At 75.2% G+C, this 23,225-nt stretch carries 6 protein-coding genes; 1 reads left to right on the plus strand and 5 read right to left on the minus strand.

The features are described from left to right. Positions 1 to 23 precede the first annotated feature (23 nt). From ACH4LD_RS35850 to ACH4LD_RS35865, 4 genes are all read right to left on the minus strand, one after another. Positions 24 to 4,181 carry a carboxypeptidase regulatory-like domain-containing protein gene (locus ACH4LD_RS35850; protein WP_398057341.1) on the minus strand — a complete coding sequence of 1,386 codons (4,158 nt, stop codon included), beginning with the start codon at positions 4,179 to 4,181 and terminating at the stop codon, positions 24 to 26. Positions 4,182 to 5,003: 822 nt separating this feature from the next. Continuing rightward, positions 5,004 to 6,404 (minus strand): CHASE3 domain-containing protein, encoded by a 1,401-nt coding sequence (locus ACH4LD_RS35855; protein ID WP_398057340.1) that lies wholly within the window; start codon positions 6,402 to 6,404, stop codon positions 5,004 to 5,006. Between the two features lie 154 nt (positions 6,405 to 6,558). Next, positions 6,559 to 7,287, minus strand: coding sequence for a S1 family peptidase (locus ACH4LD_RS35860; RefSeq protein WP_398057339.1), 729 nt, complete (start codon positions 7,285 to 7,287; stop codon positions 6,559 to 6,561). Positions 7,288 to 7,467: 180 nt separating this feature from the next. Beyond that, complete coding sequence (locus tag ACH4LD_RS35865) at positions 7,468 to 11,271, minus strand: carboxypeptidase regulatory-like domain-containing protein (RefSeq protein WP_398057338.1); 3,804 nt, start codon at positions 11,269 to 11,271, stop codon at positions 7,468 to 7,470. 328 nt (positions 11,272 to 11,599) lie between these two features. On the opposite strand from ACH4LD_RS35865, the gene ACH4LD_RS35870 reads away from it, so the two are divergent. Beyond that, complete coding sequence (locus ACH4LD_RS35870) at positions 11,600 to 12,112, plus strand: DUF6069 family protein (RefSeq protein ID WP_398057337.1); 513 nt, start codon at positions 11,600 to 11,602, stop codon at positions 12,110 to 12,112. 30 nt (positions 12,113 to 12,142) lie between these two features. Here ACH4LD_RS35870 and ACH4LD_RS35875 read toward each other — a convergent pair whose 3' ends face one another. Continuing rightward, complete coding sequence (locus ACH4LD_RS35875; RefSeq protein WP_398057336.1) at positions 12,143 to 23,143, minus strand: alpha/beta fold hydrolase; 11,001 nt, start codon at positions 23,141 to 23,143, stop codon at positions 12,143 to 12,145. Positions 23,144 to 23,225 lie beyond the last annotated feature (82 nt).

Genomic DNA, 23,225 nt, shown 5'->3' on the forward strand with positions numbered 1-23,225 from the left:
GCCCGCCCCACGGCCCGGACCGGCTACCGCCGGGCGAGCGTGACGTCGGCCGTGAACCCGGCGGCGCCGTGCGGCCGGACGGTCTGCCGCACCGTCCGGTGGCCCTCCGCGCTCACGGTGAGACCGACCGCGCGGCCGGCGTCCGGCAGCCACACCTCGTAGCGGCCGTCGAGCGCGGTGCGCAAGGTGTGCACACCGTCGCCGGCCGTGACGCGGACCGTGGCTCCGGCCAGCGGTCCCTTCGTGCCACCCGGCCGGGCGGCGGTCACGGTGCCGGTGAGCCGGAGCGCGCCGTGCGGCGGCACCACGGTCAGGGTGACCGGGACGGTGACGGACCCGTACGGGCCGTCGGAGTCGACGACCAGGCGCGCCTGGTGGACGCCCGCGTCGGCGGGTCCCATCGCCGTGGCGTCGGCGGTGACGGTCAGACGTACCGTCCGCCCCGGTGCGACGGTCCGCGCGGCGGCCTTCTCGCTCAGCCACGGGACGTCCCCGTGCGGCCCCTCCCAGCCGGGCAGCACCTGCGCGGCGGTCTGGGTCACCCGGTCCGAGGACTGCCCGCCCAGGACGTACCACCCCGGTGCGGAGGCCGCCGCATACAGCGGCTGCGGGAGGTTCGGCAGCGCGGTCCAGGTGTCGGCGGACGGGTCGTAGGCGTACGCCTCGTTGGTCATGGCGCCCGCCGAGACCAGCACGCCGCCGCCCATGAGCAGCCGGCCGCCCGCCGCGGCGCCCGCGGCGCCCCAGACGTCGGCAGGCGGGTCGGCGATCGGCGTCCAGCGGCCCTTGGCGGGGTCGAGGGCGTAGCCGACGGCGGTCGCCCGCGGGAAGCCGCCGTCGGCCTGGTAGACGCCACCCGCGCAGTACAGGGTTCCGTCGGCGGTGCCGCACGTCGTCCAGGACGTCGGCGTCGGGTAGGCGGGGCCGCGCGACCACGAGTCGGTCGCCGGGTCGTAGACCTGGACGTCGCCGCTGCCGCAGGAGAACTGCGCGCAGCCTCCGATCACGTAGAGCTTGTCTCCGACGACCGCCGCGCCGGGGCTGCCGTAGGCGACGGGCGCGTCGGCGATCGCCGACCAGGTGTCGGTCGCCGGGTCGTAGACCTCACCGCCCGCGATGGGCTGCCCCGCGGAGTCCTTGCCGCCCGTCACGTACAGCTTGCCCCGGATGAACCCGGCCGCCGCCCCGAACCGCTTGGTCACCGCGGGAGCGAGGTCCTTCCAGGTGGCCGTGTCCGGGTCGTAGGAGCGCAGGGAGTTGGTCAGCCAGCCGTCGGGGGTCTGGCCGAGGCCCGCGTACAGGATGCCGTCGTGGGTGGCCGCGACGCCTCCGCTCGTGGCCTGGGGAAGGTCCGTGACCGGCTTCCACGCCTGGTCGGTGGGCAGGCCGGCGGCCGTTCCCCTGGCGGCCCGCGGGATGTCCAGCGGGCCGGCCCCGGTGGCGGAGCGCTTGCGGGGCGCCCCGGCCGGCGAGGCGGGCGCGCTCCCCGCGACGTTCTGTTCCCCGACGGAGAGGGTGGCGGGCGCGCCTCCGGTGTTCCGCAGCTTCACGGTGACGGTCTTCCGGCCGCCCCAGGGCACGGTGACACCGACGGCGGACGGTTTCACCTCCAGCTGGGAGGGGTGCAGACGGAAGTCGGCCGTGGTGACGGTGCCGGCCTCGACCTTCACCGTCGAGGTGACGGCCGGGTAGCCGAATCCGGCGAGGTCCGCGGTGAACCGCTGCCGGCCGGTGCGGGAGGAGAAGGCCCAGTACAGGCCGTCGCCCACGGCGGGGTCGCCGGGCGAGGCGATGCTGCGCCCGCTGTCGGCGGGTACGGCGTCCGCGGCCACGGTGGCGCCGAGGACGCCGGTCCCGGTGTTGGCGTCCGTCACCCGTCCGGTCAGCAGGCCCCCGGGCACGGTGTCCAGCGTGCGGGTACCGAGGGCCACGTTGTCCAGCTGCCAGAAACCGGTCAGCGAACCGCTGTAGTGGAACCTGACGCGCACGGACGGCTTGCCCGCGTAGGCGGTGAGCGCCACGGTCTCGTGGGCGGGGCCGTTCACGACGTCGGTCGTGTGCCAGACGGTGTCCCAGGTGCGTCCGCCGTCGGTGCTCACGTCGACGTCGGCAGTGGGGTCACTGAAGCGGTACGTGCCCGGCAGCGCGGTGTCGAACTCCAGCCGGGGCTGCGTGAGCCCGGAGAAGTCGTAGGCGGGACTGACCAGTTCGGTGTCGACCGGCGCCCAGCCGAGGGCGTAGTCGTCGACCTCCGCGAAGCGGCCCTCGCCGCCGGTCTGGTTGCCGCGGTTGAGGGGGTCGCCGAACTCCCAGCCGCCCGCGTCGGTGTGGTTGACGACGCTCCAGCCCTCGGGCGTCGTGGCCTTGTCGAAGGGCTGGAGGCCGCCGCCGTGGTAGGTGACGGCGTAGCCGGGCGGCAGGGTGCCGGTGCCGGTCGGCGGAAGGGAGAGGTCGGCGGTCCGGGCCGTGGCGCCGAGGGCGACCGTGGCGGTGGCGGACCGGTAGCCGGGGTACAGGGCGGTGGCCTTCAGGGTGTACGTGGCGTCACGCGGCAGCCGGATCGAGTAGTGGCCGGTGGCCGGGTCGGTGAAGGCGGTGCCGGGCACGCCGTCGACGGTCAGCCGGGCGTACAGGCCCCAGCCGTGCCCGCCGCCGTCGCGGACGGTGCCGGAGACGGTCTGGGTGGGCACGGCGGCCAGGGCGGCGTCGGCGCTCACCCGCGCCCCGTCGGCGACCTCGACCTGGCCGAGGTCCTTGTCGGCGTAGCCGAAGGCGCTCACGGTCAACCGGTAGGTGCCCGCCGGGGCGACGAGCGACCAGGTGCCGTCGTCGCCGGCCGAGGCGTGGTAGTCACCCAGTCGTACGGCGGCTCCGGGCACCGGCTTCCCGGTCGCCCGGTCGGTGATCTTGCCGGAGACGGTGCCGTGCGGGCCCGGCCGGAACGCGGCGAGGCCGTCGGGCGTGCCCAGTCCGGTGGGTCCGTCGTAGCCGGGACCGGCGGTGCAGCTGGGCGTGGGGTCGCACCGGGGCGTGGTGCCGAATCCGCACAGCCCCGCGTCGGGGCAGCTGGCGTTGTCGCCGTCGGTGACGTCGTGGAGCGCACCGGGGGTCTGGTACGGGTACGCGGCGGGGTAGGTGCCCTCGACGGGGGTGCCGGCCAGGGCGTAGACACCGGCGATGATCGGCGCGGAGGCGCTGGTGCCGCCGTAGACGTTCCACCCGGCGTCGGAGAAGCTGTTGTAGACGGCGACCCCGGTCGCGGGATCGGCGACCGCGCTGACGTCGGCCACCGAGCGGCCCGCGCAGCCCGTCTCCGGCTGGAAGGCCGGCTTGGGTTCGGCCTGGGAGCAGCCCGAGCCGGTGGCGCCCCAGTGCTGTGCGCCCGAGGCGGAGGTGGTGACGGTGTTCCAGACCTTCTCGGACCAGCCGCGGGCGGTCCCCGGACTCCGGGTGAGCGAGGTGCCGCCGACCGAGGTCACGTACGGCGACGAGGCCGGGTAGCTCACCCCGTAGCCGTTGTCGCCCGAGCTGAACAGCACGGCTGTGCCCGGGTGGTCGAAGTAGGCCTTGTCGAGGGCCTGGACGCTCTCGTCCTCGGAGTAGGAGCCGTAGGAGTTGGAGACGTAGCGGGCGCCCAGCGCGACCGCGGTGTTGACGGCGCTGCCCAGGTCGTCCGTGAGGGCGCTGTCGGCCTCGACGAGGAGGATGTGGGCCTTCGGCGCCACCGCGGACACCATGTCCAGGTCGAGGGATATCTCGCCGGCCCAGCCGTCGTCGGGCGCGGGGTACTCGCTGCCGCCACGCTGGTCCGTCTTGCGGAAGCACCCGTTGTCGGTGGTGCAGGCCGGCAGACCGTACTGCGCCCGGTAGGTGGCGAGGTCCTGTTCGGCCCGGGGGTTGTCGTACGCGTCCACGATCGCGATCGTCGCGCCGGCGCCGCCGTCCGCGGGCAGGTCGTAGGCGGAACGCAGGTCGGCGGGACCGTATCCGTCGGGTGTCGTCTGGCCGCCGGCCTGGAGGCGCGCCGTGGGGACGTCGGTGCGGCGGACGCCGAAGCAGCCGAACCGGCCCGGCTTCGGAGTGCCGCACAGGGCTTCGGTCGTGGGCCTGGCCGTGCCGGACGTGGCGGCGGCGGCCCCGCCGGACGAGGGGAGTTGGACGGCGAGGGCGCTCAGCAGCACCGTCGCGACGGCGCCGACGGCACGGCGCCAGGGCCGGACGGGCGGGCGGGAGGCACGGGGGCCGGGTCTGGGGCGACCGCGAGCGGGTCGCGCCACTGGGGGTGTCCGCACAGGGAAACTCCGGGGAGATATCGGGGAACGGGCCGGCGGGGAACGGGCCGACATCGTTGTCGGGGTGAAGCCCACACTGGTCAGAAGATCACCCGGCCGGATGGACCGGTCAATGCCACCGGACTGGCGTCTTGACGCCGTGTCGTATTCACGCCTTCGTGACCGGGAACACATCTCGCCGACGGACACCCGTCCCGGGCGGCGGGGCCGGCCCGGACGGGGACGGGCGGGGGGAGGCGGGGCGGTAGGGGGCGGACGCGGGGGCGGTAGGGGGCAGACGCGGACCCGGACAAAGGACAGGACGGGCCAGGGACGAAGGCCGGGCGGGGAGACACGACGAGCACCGGACGAGCGGCACAGGGCGGACGAGGCCGAGACGAAGGCCGGACGGGCGCGGAACGGGCCGGACGCAGCGGAGACGGGGCCACGCGCCGCGGCGGAACAGGGGACCGCGGCCGTGGGGGCGCCGCCGGAAGGGCATGCCGTTCACCGTTCACCGCACGCCCCGCGTCGGTCGCGAACGAGGAAGACGAAGAGCGGTCGGCGCGATCGGCGACGCGCCGTCCACCCCGCGGGCCGGGGCCCGGCAGCGGACGCCGAACGGCGCGCGTCGGGACCTCTTCCATGGCGTGGCGGAGACCGGCGAGGTCCATGCCGGGGCGCTTGGCCCCCGAGCGCGGCCCGCCGTCCGGCCACGCCTGCCGTGGGATCTCAGGCGGTGACGGGAATCCGCACCAGGATCGTCGTGCCCTCACCCGGGGGCGACTCGATGGACAGCGTGCCGTCGAACGCGGCCACACGGTCCGCCAGTCCGGTCAGACCGCTGCCGGCCGCGGGCCCCGCCACGCCGCCGACACCGTCGTCGGCGACCCGTATCCGCAGAACGTCACCGGTCAGCTCCAGAGAGATGTCGATGTGGGACGCCCGAGCGTGTTTGACCGCGTTCGTCACGGCCTCGGCCACGATGAAGTACGCGTTGGACTCGACGGCGGAGGCGAACCGCCGGTCGCACTTGTTCTCGACGTCGACGGGCACCGGACACCGGGACGCCAGGTCCTCCACCGCACCGGACAGCCCCTTCACGGTGAGCGTGAGGGGGTAGATGCCCCGGGCGAGTTCCCTCAGTTCGTCGATCGCGGTCTGGGCGTTGGCGATCGAGTCCTCCAGCAGCTCGGTCACGGGGGGCTGCTCGTCGGGCAGCATCTCGCGCGCCAGCCGCAGAGCGATCATCAGGCTGACGAGCCGCTGCTGCGCCCCGTCGTGCAGATCACGGGCCGTGCGGCGGTGCACCTCCTCGACGCTCTGCATGACGCGCCTGCGGCTGTCCTGCAACGAGGCCGCCATGGAGTTGAACGAGGTGCCGAGCGCGCCGATCTCCGCGACCTTGCTCGGCGTGATCCGGGTGGCGAGGTCGCCGTCCGCGAGCCGCTGCGCCGCGGCGGCCGCCCCGCGCACCGGCCGGACGACGGCGCGGTGCTGGAGCACCGTGAAGGCCGCCACCAGGGCGGTCGACGCCGCGAGACCCAGGCCCGCGGCGACCACCGCCCGGTGCCCGTTGGCCCCCGCGGCGTCCTCGCGCGCCGCGAGCTGTGCGCGTTCGTCGGCCATGTACCGGTCGAACCGGGTCCGCAGCGCGTCGACCCGCCGCTTGCCCTCGTCCGTCTCCGCCAGTCCGGAGGCGGCGGGGTCACCCCGCCGTACCGCCTCGACCAGGGGGACCGAATAGTCGTCCAGGTAGGACCGGACATCGCGCGCGATGCGCGCGGCGGCACGCTGCTGACCGGCCGAGGTGGTGCTTTCGGTGAACCGCCGCGTCTCGCTCGGGAGGTCCTTGCGCGCCTCGTTCCACGGCTGGAGGAACTGCTCCTGCTTGGTGATCACGAAGCCTCGTTGGCCGGTCTCCAGGTCCAGTACGAGCTGCTCCATGGTTCCCGCCTCGACCAGGGCGGTCCGGGAGGCCCGCCGCGCCGCGGTCGAGTCGTTGGCGTCGTCGATCGCCCAGAGCAGGACGGCGAAGGCGACACCGATCAGCAGGGCGAGCAGGCCGCTCGCCGCGACCGTGAGGCTCGTCAGCCCCAGTCGCCCGCCCTGGTACCCCCGTCGTACCCTCATGCTCCGCCCAGCGGTGAAAAGGATGGGATCTTCTTACTCTTTCAGTGAGTAACGTATCTGGCTTCGGCTGACAACGCACGAAAATACGTAATCACTGATGATCCCAACAGCCGGGCCATGATGTCAGTCCCTGTCAGCTTCGGGACACTGTGTCTCAGTGGCCTCCGGTGCGGATGACCCACTTGATCCACAGACGCAGGCGCGTGGCGTCCCCGAACGACGCGACCTCCCTCCTGTCCGACGCGGACAGCACGCCCACGAGCACCTCGTGGCCCGCCCGGTCGAACGCCGTCGCCGGGCCGCCCGAGTCGCCGCCCGCCGGAAGGCCGGTGCCGCGCTGCGCGCAGAAGTCCCCGGTGCCCACGAGCAGGTCACACCGCCGGTCCGCGTGCGACACGATCCTGACCCGCGCCTGCCGGAGGACGTCCGACTGGCACGAGGCCTCGTCCCTCGGCGGCGCGCAGGTGGCCCCCCAGCCGTACGACCGGACGCCGCGTCCCACCTTCACGTCGGCGGCGGTTCCCGGCTCGATGGGCTCGACCGTCAGCCGGGGCACCCGCACGAGGGCCACGTCGGCTCCGGGCGCGAACACCGTGCCGTTCTCGACGCGGTGCACGACCTTCCCGTGCCGCTGGTCGAGACTGCCGACGCGGAACGTGACGTCCCAGTTGTCGTAGCGGACGCAGTGACCGGCGGTGATCACCCACTCGGGAGCCACGACGGCGCCCGTGCAGGACGGCTCGCCGTCGATGTACACGCGCACCGCCCACGGGCCGTGCTTGCTGACCGTGCCTCCCTGGATGGCCGAAGCCGGGTGCGTCATCGCCAGGAAGAGGGCGATGAACGCGCATACCGCGCCGTACACACGCGCCTTGCTCGACATGGGTGTTCCTCGGGTCCGGTGGCGGGGACGGGGCCGGCTGGCGCCGCCCCGTCCTGCTTGCCTCTCGCATGCGTACGGCAAGAGCGGGGGCCGGTCCGGGCGGTTCCACGGCCGCGCGTTCCGTGCACTCACGGAACAGAACGGTTCTCCCGGACGCCGGCCCTCATCCGGAATGACGCGCTATGTGCCGGACGGCCCCCGGGAGGCCGTCCGGTGCCCCACCCGCAGGCGCACGGGGATGTCCGGCACCCAGTACGGGCCGTCGGTGGCCAGGACCAGGGATGCCGTCCAGTCGCCCGTGCCGTCCAGCCGGCGCGCGTCGAGGGTCACCGTGAGGGTCGCCGTGCCGCCTGGACGGAGTACCAGGCGGTGCGGGGTCTCCGTCAGCCAGGGCACGTCGCTCTCGGTGCGGTCGTAGCCGGGCAGGAGGATGGCCGTGGCCACGGGGACCGGGAAGCGGACCTGGCCGCTTCCGCCGACCCGGTACAGGCCGGGCGCGCCGCCGCCGCGGTACACGGCGCTCGGAGCGTCCGGGAGCGGTGTCCAGGCGTCGCTGCCGGGGTCGTACGCGTACCCCTCGGCGGTCAGGACGCGGTTGACGCCGACGCGCTTGAAGCCGCCGGAGACGAGCAACTGTCCGTTGGCGGCCGCGTAGGTGCCGGTCGCCAGGCCGGTCGGCATGGCGGCGATGGGCTGCCAGCTGTCGGAGGCGGGGTCGTAGACGTAGCCGTCACCGGTCTCGACGTAGTCGTGGATGCCGCCCGCGCAGTACAGCCGTCCGTCGACGACCCCGCAGTTGGCCCAGCTGATGCTCTGCGGGTAGTCGGCGGCACGCGACCAGGAGCGCGCGCCCGGGTCGTAGACGTACACCGCGTCCGAGCAGTCCGTGTTCGTGCAGCCGCCGACCACATAGAGCCGCCCGTCCAGCACGGCGCTCGCCGCACCGTAGTGCCCTTCGGGGATGTCCGGGCCCTTCGACCAGCGGCCGGTGGCCGCGTCGAACACCTGGGTCGTGCGGCTCACGGTCTCCTGCGGACCCCAGCCGCCCACCGTGTACAGGCGGCTGCCGATGAAGCCGTGCGCGGTGGCCTGCCGGGGCTCGGGCGCGGACGGACCCTGCTTCCAGGCGCGGGTGGCGGGGTCGTAGATGTACAGGTCGGCGGTGGGCTCCTGACCGTCGAAGCCGAGGGCTGAGTAGAGCCTGCCCTGGTAGGTGCCGACGGCGTTGTCCATCACGGGGACGGGCAGGTCGGGCAGGGCGCGCCAGGCGGTGCCCGGTGCCGGGGAGCCCGGAGCGGTGCCGGTGCGCTCGCCGACGCGGACGGTGAGCGGCGCGGTCCCGGTGTTGCGCACCGTCACCTTGCGGGTGACGTGGCCCCCCTGCGTGGTGCTCGCGCCGATCCGGGCCGTGCCGACCGACAGCCGCCCCGCCTTCAGGACGAACGAGGCCGCGGTGACCCGGTCCGCGGGCACGGTGACGGTCCGCGTGGCCCCGGTGTAGGACGGCTTGGACGCCGTCGCGGTGGTCCGGCCGCCGCCGGGGACGAACAGCCGGTAGTGGCCGTCGCCCGCGCGCGGGTCGCCGGAGGCCGCCACGGTCGGCGCGCTCGCGCCGCCGGTGCGGACCACGGCGCCGATCAGCCCCTTGCCGGTGTTGGCGTCGGTGACCGTGCCGGTGAGCACACCGCCGGCCACGGGTGTGGCCACCCGCTCGGTGATGGTGACGTCGTCCACGGTCCAGAACAGGCCGGGACCGGTGAAGTGGAACCGCACCCGTACCGCGTCCTCGCCGGCGTAGTCGGTCAGCGGGATCTCCACCCGCCCGCTCGTCCACAGCTGGTCCTGGTGCCACACCGTGGTCCACGTGCGGCCGTCATCGGCGCTGACCTGCACCTCGCCCTTCTGCTCCGCCGATCCCTCGTAGTCGGTGTCGAAGCTGAGCGCCGGGTCTCCGGTGCGGCCGAAGTCGTACGCGGGACTGATCAGGGAGGTGTCCAGGGAACGCCCCGCGTGGTCGGCGTCGGCGACGGCGAAGCCGCCCGAGCCGCCGGTGGTGTTGCCCCGGCCGCCGGGATCGTCGAACGTCCAGCCCGGAGTACCGGTCACGCTCCAGCCGGCGGGCGGCCCGGAGCCGCCGTCGAACGTCTCGCTGCCGACGGTGTCCGCCTTCACGGTGTACGCCGGGTCGTCCTCGGCCCACGTGTCCACGGCCAGGGCCAGGGCCAGGGTCTGGTCGACGCCGCCCACGTTCACCTGGCGTACCAGGGACCGGTAGTCGCTGTCGTCGCCGACCACACGCAGCGTGTACGCGTGGTCCTCGGGGAGGTCGAGGCGGTAGGCGCCGGTGACCGGGTCGGACCACACCGGGGCGCCCGGCACCCCGTCGACGGTGATCTTCGCGTGCAGCGGCCAGCCGTGCCCGGAGCCGTCGGTGACGGTGCCGGAGACCCGGTGGGTGGCCAGTTTGCGCAGGCCCAGATCGCCGCTCGTGGTGCCGCCGTCGGTGAGGTGGACGTCCGTCAGGGTGCCGGTGGCGTATCCGTACGCCGTCACCCGGACGTCGTGGTCACCGGCGGGCAGCGGCAGGGTGTAGTGGCCGTGGGCGTCGGTGGCCGTGCTGTACGGGCCGGCCGTGACCTCGGCCGCCGCGACGCCCGCGCCGGAGCCCGCGTCCGTGACCGTGCCGGCCAGCGTGCCGTGCGGGCCCATGGTGAAGGCCGTCAGGCCGTCCGGGGTGCCGAGGCCGGTCGGGCCGTCGTAGCCCGGGCCGGCGGTGCACAGGTAGGCCGGTGCGCACGTCCCGTTGGCGCCCGCGGTCACGTCGTGCAGTCCCCGGCCGCCGGTGGCGTACGGGTAGACGGCGGGCCGGGAGCCCGCCGCCGGGGTGCCCGCGTCCGCGTACACGCCCGCGATGATCGGCGCCGAGGCGCTGGTGCCGCCGGCCACGCCCCAGCCGCCGGTGTCGCCGTAGCTGTCGTACACGGCGACGCCCGTGGCGGGGTCGGCCACGGCGGAGACGTCGGCGACGGTACGACCCGGGCAGCCGGTGTCCCGCTGGAACGCCGGCTTGGGCTCGTACAGGGAGCAGCCGGAGCCCGTGCCGTTGCCGTCGTGGTCCCACACCGACTCCGACCAGCCGCGCGCGGCGTCCGGGTCCTTGGTGAGCGTGGTGCCGCCGACCGCGGTGACGTTCGGGGAGGCGGCCGGGTACGAGACGCCGTAGCGGAAGTCGCCGGAGGAGGCGACGACGGCGACGCCCGGGTGGTCGTAGTGGACGTCGGCCGCCGACTCCGCGGGGTCCTCCGGGAAGAACGTGTAGTTGGAGCCGTAGGAGTTGGAGACGTACTTCGCGCCGAGCGCGACCGCCTGGTCCACGGCCGCTCCCAGGTCGTCGATCGTGGCGGTGTCCGCCTCGACCAGCAGGATGCGGGCCTTGGGTGCCACCGCGGAGATCATGTCCAGGTCGAGGGAGATCTCGGAGGCCCAGCCGGAGTCCGGGTCCGGGTAGTCGCTTCCGCCGCGCTGGTCGGTCCTGGTGAAGCAGCCGTTGGCGGTGGTGCAGGGCGGGAGCCCGTACTGGGCGCGGTAGACGGCGAGGTCGGCCTCGGCGTTCGGGTTGTCGTACGCGTCGACGACGGCGATGGTGGCGCCGGCGCCGCCGTCGGCGGGCAGGTCGTAGGCACCGCGCAGGTCGGAGGGGCCGAAGCCCTGGGGATCGGCCGCGGCACCGAGCACGCCCTTACGGGCCGTCACGTCGGTGCGGCGCAGGCCGAAGCAGGTGAACTCGTGCGGCTTGGGCGGGCCGCAGAGGGGCTCCGTGTGGCCGGGTGGGGCGGGCGCCGCCGACTGCTTCAGGGGCCCTTCGGTTACCGCCTGGGCCGGGGTCACGGCCCCGAGGAGGGCCAGGACGGCGGTGGTCAGCGCGGCGGCGCCGACGGCCCGGCGTCTGCGCCGGCGTGGCCCGGCGCTTCGGCGTATGAGCAAGGTGTTCTCTCTCGGATGTCGGGTTCGGTGGTCCGGTACGGACCGCGGGAGTCCAGCTTCGCCTCTCTTCCACACGGGAAGATCACGAAAGTCGAGTGAAGCAGCTGTCGCGACCGGCTGTCTTCCCGTCCGTCCCACCGGGAGTGGCCGGACGGGCAATTCCCGTGTCCGGTACGGGCGGAGAACCGCATCGGTCGCGCCGGCGGCGGGAGCGGAGCATGCTGGTAGCAGCGCGACGGGACCGGCTGCCACCCTGACGGCACGTCGGCGGGCAGCCGGTTCGGACGTGACGGCAAGTCAACTCTATGGCGCGTCCGAGGGGTTCCTCATGGCCGGCTCAGCTCCGTACGGCGACACTCCCTACAACACCCCGCGCGGCGGGCCCGGTTACCGGACGCCGACCGGACCGCGGACCGTCGCGGCCGGCCGGCTGTGGGCGACCGGGGCCGCGACGGCGGTGGTCGCCGCCCTGGTCGCGGTGGTGGCGACGATGTTCGTGCGGGGTGTCCTCGGCATCGCGGTGTTCGCACCGGGGGAGGCGGGCGCGTGGGGGGACGCCACGACGGGGTACCTGGCCGCGTGGGCGGCGGCCGGCGCCGTCGTGGCCACCGGGCTGCTGCACCTGTTGCTGCTGACCGTCGCCCGGCCGCGCGCCTTCTTCGCCTGGATCGCCGGTCTGGTGACCGTGGCGCTGGCCCTGCTGCCGTTCACGACGGACCTGGGCCTCGCCGCCAAGCTCGCCAGTGCCGCAGTGTTCCTGGCCATCGGCGGTACGGTCACCGGCCTGCTCTCCGGCACGGCGTACAGCGTCGCGCCGGACCGGAGCCGCGAGTCCTGGTGACGTGCGGGCGCCCGTCCCCCCGCCCGTTGATCAGCCGGTGGACCAGAACTCCTCCAGCGCGGTGTTGAAGGGAGCTCCGGTGTTCTGCACGGCGTGACCGCCGGGCACGACCAGACGGCGGGCGCCCAGTTGCTCGGCCAGGGCGTCGCTGATCCGCTCGAAGACCGGGCGCGCGCCACCGCTGACGACCAGGACCGGGAAGGGCGCCGCGCGCAGTTCGCGGACCGGTACCACCGCCTCCCACGGCCAGCGGGTGTCCGCAGAGAGCCGGCGAGCGGAACGGGACAGCTCTCCTGGCAGCGGCACCGGGTAGCGGGTGGTGGGATCGATCAGGGCGAACAACCTGCGGAAGAAGGCGTCGGGGTCGGCGCCCGGACGGGCCACCAGTCCCCGGGCGGCGCGCTCATAGGCGTCGACGGCCTCGCTGCCCCGGGCCGCCGCGCTCGCGGCGCTCTCCACCAGGGTCAGCGAGCGGACCGTCTCCGGGCGCCGGACGGCGGCCAGCATGGCACCGAGAGTGCCGTAGGAGTGCGCCACCACGTGGGTCGGCCGGGTCAGGAGTCCGGCCAGGAGCCGGCCGTCCGTGACGTAGTCCTCCGGACCGTGCTCCTCGCTGCGGCCGTAGCCGGGCCGGGAGACGACCAGCAGGCGGTGGCGGGCGGCGAGGGGCTCCTGCGCCCGCCACGACTCAGGCCCGGCGAAGCCGCCGCCGTGCACCAGCAGGACCGGGTCCCCCGTGCCCCGCTCGACGACGTGCAGGCCGCCGGGGGCGAAGCGTTCGACGACGGCGGGTACCGGGGCGTCCGGGGCGCGGTCGCCGGCGGTCGGCAGGCCGCCGAGACGGGCCGCCAGCTCGGTCAGAGTGGGTTGTTCCAGGAACCACTCCACGGGGGCGTCCACGCCCAGGTCCGCGCAGAGCAGATCCCGCAGTTCGATGCCGAGCAGCGAGTCCATGCCCAGGTCGGTCAGAGGCGTCTCCACGTCGACCGGCGCGGGGACGCGCCACGCGTCCCCGACGGCGTCGGCACCGGCACCGAGCACCTGGGCCGTTCGGCGTGCGGCCAGGGCCAGCACGTCGTCGGCCGTCCCCGCCCGCGACCGCGGCGCGCCCGCGGGCCCGTGGCCGACGGCACCCGGGGCGACTGCCTCTGCTTCGGCGCGGGGTGCGGAGGTGCCCGCACGGGACAGGGGGCTGGCGTCCGGCCGGGGGCCCGCATTCGGCGTGGGGGGTGTACCGGAGGCGGGGGTCGTAGTGGGCGCGAGGGTCGAAGCGGGTTGGGAGGCGATGTCCGGTTGGGAGTCGGCGTTGGGTCGGGGGTTGGTGTCAGGCCGGCGGTCGGTGTCAGCCCGGCGGTGACCATGAGGCCGCAGATCGGCATCGGGCCGAGAAGCGGCGTCGGACCGGAGGTCGGCGTCGGACCTCGGGTCGGCATGAGGCCGGAGGTCGTCGGGTGGGGCGGAGTCCGCGTGGGGCGCCGGGTCCGCCGGCGGCACGGGGTCCGCACGGCGTACCGGGTCCGTGTGGGCTCCGGGCACGGTGGGCCGGTGCGGAGTGCCCAGTGTGCGCAGGAGGGTGTCGCGGCTCGCGGCCAGCATCCGCACCCCGCGCAGTTCCGCCACCCGCCGGCCGTCGTCGAGGAGCTGGACGTCCGCGGTGATCGTGCCGCCGGGCCGTGCGGTCGGCCGTACGGAGAAATGGCACAGCAACGGGCCGCCGTCGTGGCCGTGGAAGACGTACTCCTCCATCGACACCAGCACGTACACGCGGTCGGCGGGGGCGCCGGGAGACTCGCATGCGAAGACGAGCTGGAGCGCGGAGTCGACCACGCCCGGATGCAACGCGCAGCCGTCGGCCTCCTCCTCCGCGTCGGCGGCCCGCAGCACGGCGAGCGCCTCGCCGTCGCGCCGCGCGACACTGGTCAGCCAGCACGCCGACGGACCGAGGTGCAGGCCGCGCCGCCACAGGGCGCGGTAGTACGCCCGACCGGTCAGGGTGCTCGCGCACCGGCGCCTGATCGCGTCGAGGTCCGCCGCGCTCAGCCGGGCGGGGGCCACGGGACCGGGAAGCACCGTGCCCCGGGCATGCGTCCGCCACGCCTCCTGCGGTGCGACACGGCCCTGATGGGTGAAGCCCGCTCCCCCTTCGGTGGGCTGAGTGAGCGTCACGCGGGTGTGCACACCGCCGCCGTCCTGCGGGAGGAGCATGGCGTGCGGCAGGGTCAGACCTGTGAGACGCACGTGCGTGGTGCCGTACAGCTCCCGCCCGGCGCGTACGGCCGCCTCGATGTGGAAGCCGGCGTTGACCACGGCCGTACCGCCGCTGACACAGTCGCCGAGGCCGGTGTGAGAGTCGGTGGTCAGGAGCCTTTCGCCTGGCGGACCGGCCGGCGGGGCAGGGACTGGGGTGGGGGCGGGGCCGGATGCGGGGGCTGGGGGCCCGGCGGGCTGGTCACCGGAGCCCGGGGTGACCGGTGGGGCGGCAGGGCGAGCGACCGGACCAGGGGCGGACGGCGGGCCGGCGGGCGGAGCGGTCTGCTCCGAGGCGGACGGCGGGCCGGCGGGCGGAGCGGTCTGCTCCGAGGCGGACGGCGGGCCGGCGGGCGGCGTGGTGTGGGGAGCGGGCGGCTGTGCGGAGGGTCGGGGGTGCGTCGGGTACCAGTAGCGGTGTCGGGTGAAGGGGTAGGGGGGAAGCGGTATCCGGGCCCCGGACGCATGCTCGTAGACCCGTTCCCAGTCGATTCCGGCGCCCGTGACGTACAGCTCGGCGAGTGCGGCCAGGAGACCCGTGGGGTCCTCGGCACCGGGAAGCGGGGCCACGATGTGACGGCGCGGGGCGGCCTGGGACGCGTGGGCGAGGGCGGGCTCTTCGGGGCCCAGGTGCACGTACAGGGCGCAGTCCAGTGCGTCCAGGAGGCGGGCGCCCGCGGCGGGGGCCCCGCCCGGCCGGGCGGCACGGTCGAGCATGTCGCGCACGGCCCGCCCGTCCTCCGCGACGGGTTCGCCGCTCGTCGCGCAGACCAGTGGCAGCCGGGGCACCGCGCAGGTGGCTTCCGCGGTCGGGTCGGCGATCAGCGCCAGCGCGTCCGCCAGGGAGACCGCGCCGGCCGCGACGGCGGCGGCGTGGCTGCCGGTGCCGCCGGCCAGCACCGCGGCGGGGCGTACGCCCCAGCGTTCCCACAGCCGGAGCAGCCCGTACCGCACGGCGAACTCCACGGCCCGTGCCCGGGTTTCACCGGCGCCCGGTTCCATGGCGCCGGACCGCGCGAACAGCACGTCCAGCAGGCGCGGGCCGTGCGGGAGCCGCTCGGCGAACAGGGTGTCGCACCGGTCGAGATCGGCGCGGAAGGCGGGATCCGTACCGTACAGAGCCCTGGCCGCGGACGGGGACGCGGCGCCCTGCGCGGTGAGCACGAACCCGATGCGCGGCGGCCGGGCGGGCGCGCGGCCTGTGTGCACCCCGGTGGCCGGCCGGCCGTCGAGGTGCGCGGCGAGGCGGGCGCGGTACTCCTCGGGTGTCGCGGCCCTGACGGCGAGCCGGTGCCGGAAGTGGGTGCGGCCGGTGGCCGTGCTGCGGGCGAGGTCCGCGAGCGGTGCCGACGCAGCCGCGCGATGGGCGTCGGCCAGTGCGCGCAGTGCCTCCTCGTCGCGGGCCGACAGTACGATCAGCCGCTCGCGTCGGACCGGCCGTTCGGACGTCGGCTCCGGCTCCGGCTCCGGCTGCCGAACGGCCGACGGGGCCGACCTCTGCTCGGGCTCCGGCTCCAGCTCGGGCTCCCGCTCCGCGGTGCGTGGGGCTTCCTCCAGGATGACGTGCACATTGGTCCCACTGGCACCGAAGGAACTGACACCGGCCAGGCGGGGCCGCTCGCCGCGCGGCCACGGCCGCGCGGCGGTGGGCAGGACGAGCGGCAGCGCGTCGATACCGATGGCCGGATTGACCGTACTCAGATGGGCGATGGGGGCGATGCGCCCGGTGCGCAGGGTCTCGATGGCGTGGACGAGGCCGGCCAGCCCGGCCGCCGCCTCCAGGTGGCCCACGTTGCCCTTGATCGCGCCGATGACCGCCGGGCTGCCGGCGGAACGGTCCTCGGACAGCACCTCGCCCAGGGCCCGCAGCTCGATGGGGTCACCCAGCGCGGTCCCGGTGCCGTGGGTCTCGACGTAGCCGATGTCGGCGGGGCGGACCCCCGCGTCGGCGAGGGCCTGGCGGACGACCGCGCGCTGCGCGCCGCCGTTGGGCACGGTGACGCCGCTGCTGGAGCCGTCGTGCCGGACCGCCGAGCCGCGGATCACGGCAAGGACCGGATCGCCGTCCGCGAGGGCGTCCGCCAAGGGGCGCAGGACCACCGCGACGCAGCCCTCCGCGCGGGCGTAACCGTTCGCGGCGGCGTCGAACGGCTTGCACCGGCCGTCGGGGGACAGCATCCCGGCGCGGGACAGGACGACGAACGGCTCCGGAGCGATCAGCGCGTTCACCCCGCCGACCAGCGCGGCGCCGCACTCGCCCGCCCGCAGGCTCTGGCAGGCCAGGTGCAGCGCGGTCAGCGAGGAGGAGCAGGCGGTGTCCACGGACAGGCTCGGTCCGTTCAGTCCCAGCCGGTGCGACAGCCGGCCCGCGGCGAAGGTGGAGGCGGCGCCGGTGAGGACGTAGCCGTCCAGGCTCTCGGGCGGCACGTGCTGGAAGGTGCTCTGGGTGTAGTCCGCGCCGGTGATGCCGAGGAACACCCCGGTGCGGGTCCCGGCCAGCCGGTCCGCGGCCAGACCGGCCGCCTCCAGCGCGTGCCAGCCGACTTCCAGGAACATCCGCTGCTGCGGGTCCATGTACGCCGCCTCGCGCGGCGCGATGCCGAAGAACGCGGCGTCGAAGGTGTCGATGTCCGGCAGGAGCCCGGCCCGCCGGGCGGTGATCATGCCCGGGGCGCCGGGCGCGGCGGTGTGGAACCTCTCGGCGTCCCAGCGCCCGTCCGGCAGTTCGCGAAGGGCGTCCCCACCCTCGACCGCCAGCCGGTGGAGCGCTTCGGGGCTGTCGGCGCCGGGCAGCCGGCAGGCCATGCCGACGACGGCGATGGCGTCGGAGCCACCGGTGCGGGCGGCGCGCGGGGCCGTCGGCCCGGTGACGGGAGCGGTCGCGGCGGGAGGTGCCGTCCTGCCGGTGGCGGCGCGGGCACGCGTGGGCGACGGCGAGGCGGGGGTGCGCGTGGTCGACAGTGCCGGGGTGGTGTGCGTGGTGGGGAGTGGCGGTGTGGTTCCCGCGGCGGGGGTGGGGGTCGTGGCGATCGCGGCGGGTGGGCGGACGGAGAGGCGCGCGGCCCGGACGGGCGCCGAGGGCTCCGTGGAGCCGACAGGTGCGGCGGGCTGGGGCACCGCCTCGACGGGCGGCATGGAAGTGGCCGGCGCGGGCGGGGCAGCGAGCGGGCTCGGCACCGGACCCGTCAGGTGGCGGGCCAGGTCGGCGGGGGTGGGGTGGTCGAAGCAGGCGGTCGGGTCCACTGTCAGGTGCAGCCGGTCAGCGAGTAGCTCGCACAGCGAGGTGACCGTCAGTGAGTCCATCCCCTGTGCGAAGAAGCCCTGGCCGGGGTCCACGGCGTCCTCGTCCACACCGAGCAGGCCCGCGGTGAGGCTCACGACGACGGACAGGACGGAGTCGTAGGTGCCGACGACCTCCACGACGGCGGGCTCCTCGACAGCGACCTCCACGACAGCGGCCTCGTCGACAGCGGGCCCCACGGCAGCGGGCTCCACGACAGCGGCCTCGCCGACAGCGGACCCCAGGGCAGCGACCTCCCCGACAGCGGCCTCGCCGACAGCGGACCCCACGGCAGCGACCTCCCCGACAGCGACCTCCCCGACAGCGGGCCCCACGGCAGCGACCACCCCGACAGCGGCCTCGCCGACAGCGGACCCCACGGCAGCGACCTCCACGGCAGCGGCGGTCGGCACGCTCCCGGCCTCCCGCCCGGAACCCGTGACGGCCCGGTCCGGTGACACCCTGCCGGACCCGGCCGCGGAACCCGCCGGAACCTCGGCCGGCGCACCGCCGGCGCGGGGTTCGGTTGTCTGCTCCGCCGTCCAGAGGCGCCTGCGCTGGAAGGCGTAGGTGGGCAGTTCGACGGGGGGCCCGGGGATCTCCCCCGCCGGCCAGGAGACGGAGAGGCCGAGGGTCCACGCGCGTCCCAGGACGTCCGCGAGCGTCGCCGGGTCGGGCGAGACGGGCACGGACAGCACCTGCGCCGACGCACCCGCCTCCACGGCCGCCTCGCGGACCAGGTCCGACAGGCTGCTGTCACCGTCGGTGAAGCACACGACCACGTGGTGCCCGGGACCCGTGAACGCCGTACGCGCGGCGGCGCCGCCGTCCCGCCCGAGCCGCAGCAGCCGCTCGGGCACCATGCCGTACGCGCGCCAGTTCCGCGGCCCGCCGTCCGCGACGCCGGGGGACAGGACGCCGAGGAGCACGGCGTCGTGCCGGGGTACGCCCTCCACGGCCCCCGCGTACCGCCTGCCCTCCGTCACGGCCAGCAGACCGTCGAGGAGCCCGGCCCTGGTGCCGGCGGTGACGACCGCGCGGTGACGGAAGGCGGAACGCCGGGCGAGGGCGTGGGCCACCTCGGCGGCGGTCACGCCGGGACGCTCGGACAGCCAGGCGTGCAGGCGGCCGGCATTGGCGCGCAGCGCGGCGTCGGTGTGGCCGGACACCGGCCAGGCCACCGGCTCGGCCGGCACCGAGGCATCCGGCGACGCGGCACCGGCGGGCCCGGCGGACCCAGGAGCCCCGGCCGGTCCAGCGGCGCCGACGGTGGCCGACGGACCCGGCGACGGAACACCGCCAACGGGCACCGGGACGGCCGAGGGCGCCGGAGCCGCCGGGAAAGCCGAGGGCGCCGGGGCGGTCTCAGCCGGCCTGCCCTCCTCCAGGACGACGTGGGCGTTGGTCCCGCTCATACCGAAGGCGGAGACCGCCGCCAAGCGCCGGTCCCGGACGGGCCAGTCGCGGGCGTCGGTGAGCAGGCGCAGCCGTCCCGTGTTCCAGTCGACCCGGCTCGTGGGCCGCCCGGCGTGCAGGGTCGCCGGGAGGCTGCCGTGACGCATCGCCATGACGGTCTTGATGACACCGCCGACGCCTGCGGCCGCCATGGTGTGACCGATGTTGGACTTGAGCGACCCCAGCCAGGCCGGGCTCGGCCGGTCGGTGCCGTACGTCGCCAGCAGGGCCTCGGCCTCCACCGGATCGCCCAGCCGGGTCCCGGTGCCGTGTGCCTCGATCAGGTCCACCTGTGCGGCGCGGACGCCGGCGGCGGCCAGCGCGTCGCGTATGACTGCCTGCTGCGCCGTGCCGTTGGGAGCCGACAGACCGTTGCCGGCGCCGTCCTGGTTGACGGCGCTGCCACGCACCACCGCGAGCACCGGGTGCCCGGCGGCGCGCGCGTCCGCCAGGCGTTCCAGCACCAGCACTCCCGCGCCCTCCGCCCATCCGGTGCCGTCGGCCTGTTCACCGAAGGCCTTGCACCGGCCGTCCGAGGCGAGACCGCCCAAGGCGTGGAACTCGGTGAAGGCCTCGGGTGTCGCCAGTACGGTGGCCCCGCCGGCCAGTGCGAGCGCACTCTCGCCCGACCGGAGCGACTGGCAGGCCAGGTGCAGGGCGACCAGCGAGGACGAGCAGGCGGTGTCCACCGTGACCGCCGGGCCGTGGAGTCCCAGGTGGTAGGCGATCCGGCCGGAGGCGACGCTCGGCGCGGTGCCCAGGGCCCGGTGGCCGGCGGTGCCGGGGTCACGCGGCCGGTAGTCCTGGAGGGCGATGCCGACGAAGACCCCGGTCCGGGAGCCACGCAGTGTCAGCGGGTCGATTCCGGCCCGCTCCAGGGCCTCCCACGAGATCTCCAGCAGCAGCCGGTGCTGCGGGTCCATCGCCGTGGCGTGCTGGGGGGAGATCCGGAAGAACGAGGGATCGAATGCCGTGACGTCGTCCAGGAAACCGCCACGCGCGGCACCGTCCGGCAGCCCGCTCACCGCCCAACCCCGGTCCTCGGGGAATCCGGTGGTCGCGTCCCGTTCCCCGGCGACCACCCGCCACAGCTCCTCCGGGCCGGTGACGCCGCCCGGATAGCGGCAGCCCATGCCCACGATCGCGATGGCGTCGTGGTCCGGGGCGGAGCGGGCATCGTCCAGGACGGGGCGGGGTGCCGGGGCGGGTCCGGGGTGTCCGGCCGGTGCCGGTGTCGGGCGCGCGAGCATGCCGCCGAGCTGGGCGGCGAGGGCACGGGGGGTCGGGTGCGCGAAGAGCAGTCCGGTGGGCAGGGGCAGGCCAGTCGCCTCGCGCAGCCGTTCATGCAGTTCCGTCAGCCCCAGCGAGGTCAGTCCGAGGTCGCGGAACGCGGTGTCGGCGTCGACGAGCCGCCAGTCCTCGTGGCCCGCCACGGCCGCCACCGAGCTCTTGACCAGCACGTCCAGCCGCTCCGGCTCGCACCCCTGCGGGGTTACGGCCGGACCATGGCCGGTGGTGGCCGTGGCCACCTGCGCTGGCATCCGGACGCCCTGGACCGCCCCCGCGTCCATGGCCGCTCCACCGGTTCCGGTCACCGCGCCGTCGCCCGCCGTCCGCACGCTCTCGGCCGCCACCAGCGTCCCGGTCTCCGCCCCGCTGCCGGGCCCGGACACGGACACGTCCTTCGCCACCACACCGCTGTCAGCCCCCACACCCCGCACCGTCGCGGGCCCCTGTACGGGCACCTCACCACCAGCAGCCGCGGCACCCTCCCGGACGGCCTGACCCTCCACGGCCACCTCAGGCGCCACCCCGTACCCGGCCCCCGCGCCGTCGCCCGCCGTCCGCACGCTCTCGGCCGCCACCGGCGTCCCGGTCTCCGCCCCGCTGCCGGGCCCGGACACGGACACGTCCTTCGCCACCACACCGCTGTCAGCCCCCACACCCCGCACCGTCGCGGGCCCCTGTACAGGCACCTCACCACCAGCAGCCGCGGCACCCTCCCGGACGGCCTGACCCTCCACGGCCACCTCAGGCGCCACCCCGTACCCGGCCCCCGCGCCGTCGCCCGGTGCCATGCCGCCAGGCACCGCCCCCAGGACCGTCACCGCCGCGGCCACGGGTCCCACCGCCATGTCGTCGGCCGGCGTCACGGCTCCGGCCGACGACGTGCGGGAACGCGGGGCCGGTGCGGCGGTGAGGGGCCACCAGTGGCGACGGGGTCGGAGGGGGTGCGTGGGCAGCGGCACCGTGCGGGGCGGTGCCGAGCCGAAGAGGGCGCTCCAGTCGACGTCGGCCCCCGCCCGGAAGCGCGCCGCCAGTTCACGGGCCTCCGCCAGGTCCGGGGACCCGCCGGCCTCCGAACCCGGGGACCCCGGTTCACCGTCGGCGAGCCGGGCGAGGCCTTCCAGCAGGTCGTCCCTGGTGGCCGCCACCACGGCCGCGCGGTGCGGAAACCGCGTGCGGCCGACGGCCAGCGTGCGGGCGACGGCAGCCGGCGGCAGGTCCGGACGGTCCGTCAGATGGGCGAGCAGCGACGCCGCCTGCTCGGGCAGCGCTTCGGCCGTCCGCGTCGACAACGGGAACACGAGCGGGCGGCCGGCGCCGGACCCGGCGGACACACCCCCGGCCGCCGCCGGTCCGGTGGCGGGAGGCTCTTCGAGGATCACGTGGGCGTTGGTGCCGCTGAGCCCGAACGCGGACACGGCAGCGCGACGCGGCCTGCCTGGCCGCGGCCAGGCGCGGGCCTCGGCGAGGACCCGGACCGCCCCCCGCGACCACCGAACGGCAGCGGTGGGCTCCTCCGCGTGGAGACTTCGCGGCATACGCCCCGCCACCATGGCCGTCACCGCTTTGATGACGCCGGTCACGCCGGCGGCGGCCTGGGTGTGGCCGACGTTGCCCTTGACGGAGCCGATCCAGAGCGGCTGGTCGTCCGCGCGGTCCTGGCCGTAGGTGTCGATGAGCGCGTCGGCCTCCACGGGGTCGCCGAGCGCGGTTCCGGTGCCGTGCGCCTCCACCAGGTCCACGTCGGCGCCCGTGAGTCCGGCCCGGGACAGGGCGGTTCGGATCAGGGCGCGCTGCGACGAGCCGTTCGGGGCGGTCAGCCCGTTGCTGGCGCCGTCGGAGTTGACGGCCGAGCCGCGTACGACAGCGAGCACGGGCAGGCCCAGACGTTCGGCCGTGGACAGCCGGGCCAGCAACAGCATCCCCGCGCCCTCGCCCAGCACGGTCCCGTCGGCGTCGGCGCCGAACGCCTTGCAGCGCCCGTCCGCCGCAAGCGCGCCCTGTACGGCGAACTCCACGAGGGTCTGCGGGGTCGCCATGACGGTCGCGCCACCCGCCAGGGCCAGTTCGCACTCCCCCGACCGCAGGGACTGGACGGCCAGGTGAACGGCGACGAGGGAGGACGAGCAGGCCGTGTCCACGGTGATCGCCGGACCGTGCAGCCCGAGGAGGTAGGCGATGCGGCCGGACACCAGGCTGGTGCCGGTTCCGGTGAGGACGTAACCCTCGTATCCGTCGGGCACCCGGCCGAAGCCGGGGTGGTAGTCGGAGGCCAGGACGCCGGTGAAGACACCGACCGGGCGTCCCGGCAGTGTGCCGGGCACGACCCCGGCGCGTTCCACGGCCTCCCACGCCGTCGTCAGCAGGAGCCGCTGCTGCGGGTCCATCGCCACGGCCTCGCGGGGGGTGATGCCGAAGAAGGCGGCGTCGAAGTCGGCGGCGTCCGCGAGGAATCCGCCGCGCCGGGTGCGCAAGCCCCCGGCCGGCCCGGTGCGCGACCCGTGCGGGGTGTCGAGGTCCCAGCCGCGGTCCTCGGGCAACGGACCGACGGCGCTCTTCCCGGTGTCGACCAGCTCCCACAGATCTTCGGGAGTCCGCACGCCGCCCGGCAGACGGCACGCCATGGAGACGACCGCCACCGGTTCGTCCAGTCGGTCCCTCAGCTCGGTGTACCGGCGGGCTAGTCGTCGGTTGTCACGCACCGACTTCCGCAACGCCGCCACGAGTCGCTCGTGGTCGACCTCTTCCCGGCCCGCCGTCATACTCCGACTCCCCTTCCAGCGATCCATCGAAGTCAACAAAGCAGTACTGCTGAATGTTGACATAATGTTATGTTCACTGGCG

Source organism: Streptomyces sp. NPDC017676, assembly GCF_044329325.1.
GTDB lineage: Bacteria > Actinomycetota > Actinomycetes > Streptomycetales > Streptomycetaceae > Streptomyces.

Bases quoted from the DNA above. Each gene is read 5' to 3' on its own strand.
- ACH4LD_RS35855 (WP_398057340.1), bottom strand. From the start codon at position 6,404: ATGAGGGTACGACGGGGGTACCAGGGCGGGCGACTGGGGCTGACGAGC.
- ACH4LD_RS35860 (WP_398057339.1), bottom strand. From the start codon at position 7,287: ATGTCGAGCAAGGCGCGTGTGTACGGCGCGGTATGCGCGTTCATCGCC.
- ACH4LD_RS35870 (WP_398057337.1), top strand. From the start codon at position 11,600: ATGGCCGGCTCAGCTCCGTACGGCGACACTCCCTACAACACCCCGCGC.
- ACH4LD_RS35875 (WP_398057336.1), bottom strand. From the start codon at position 23,143: ATGACGGCGGGCCGGGAAGAGGTCGACCACGAGCGACTCGTGGCGGCG.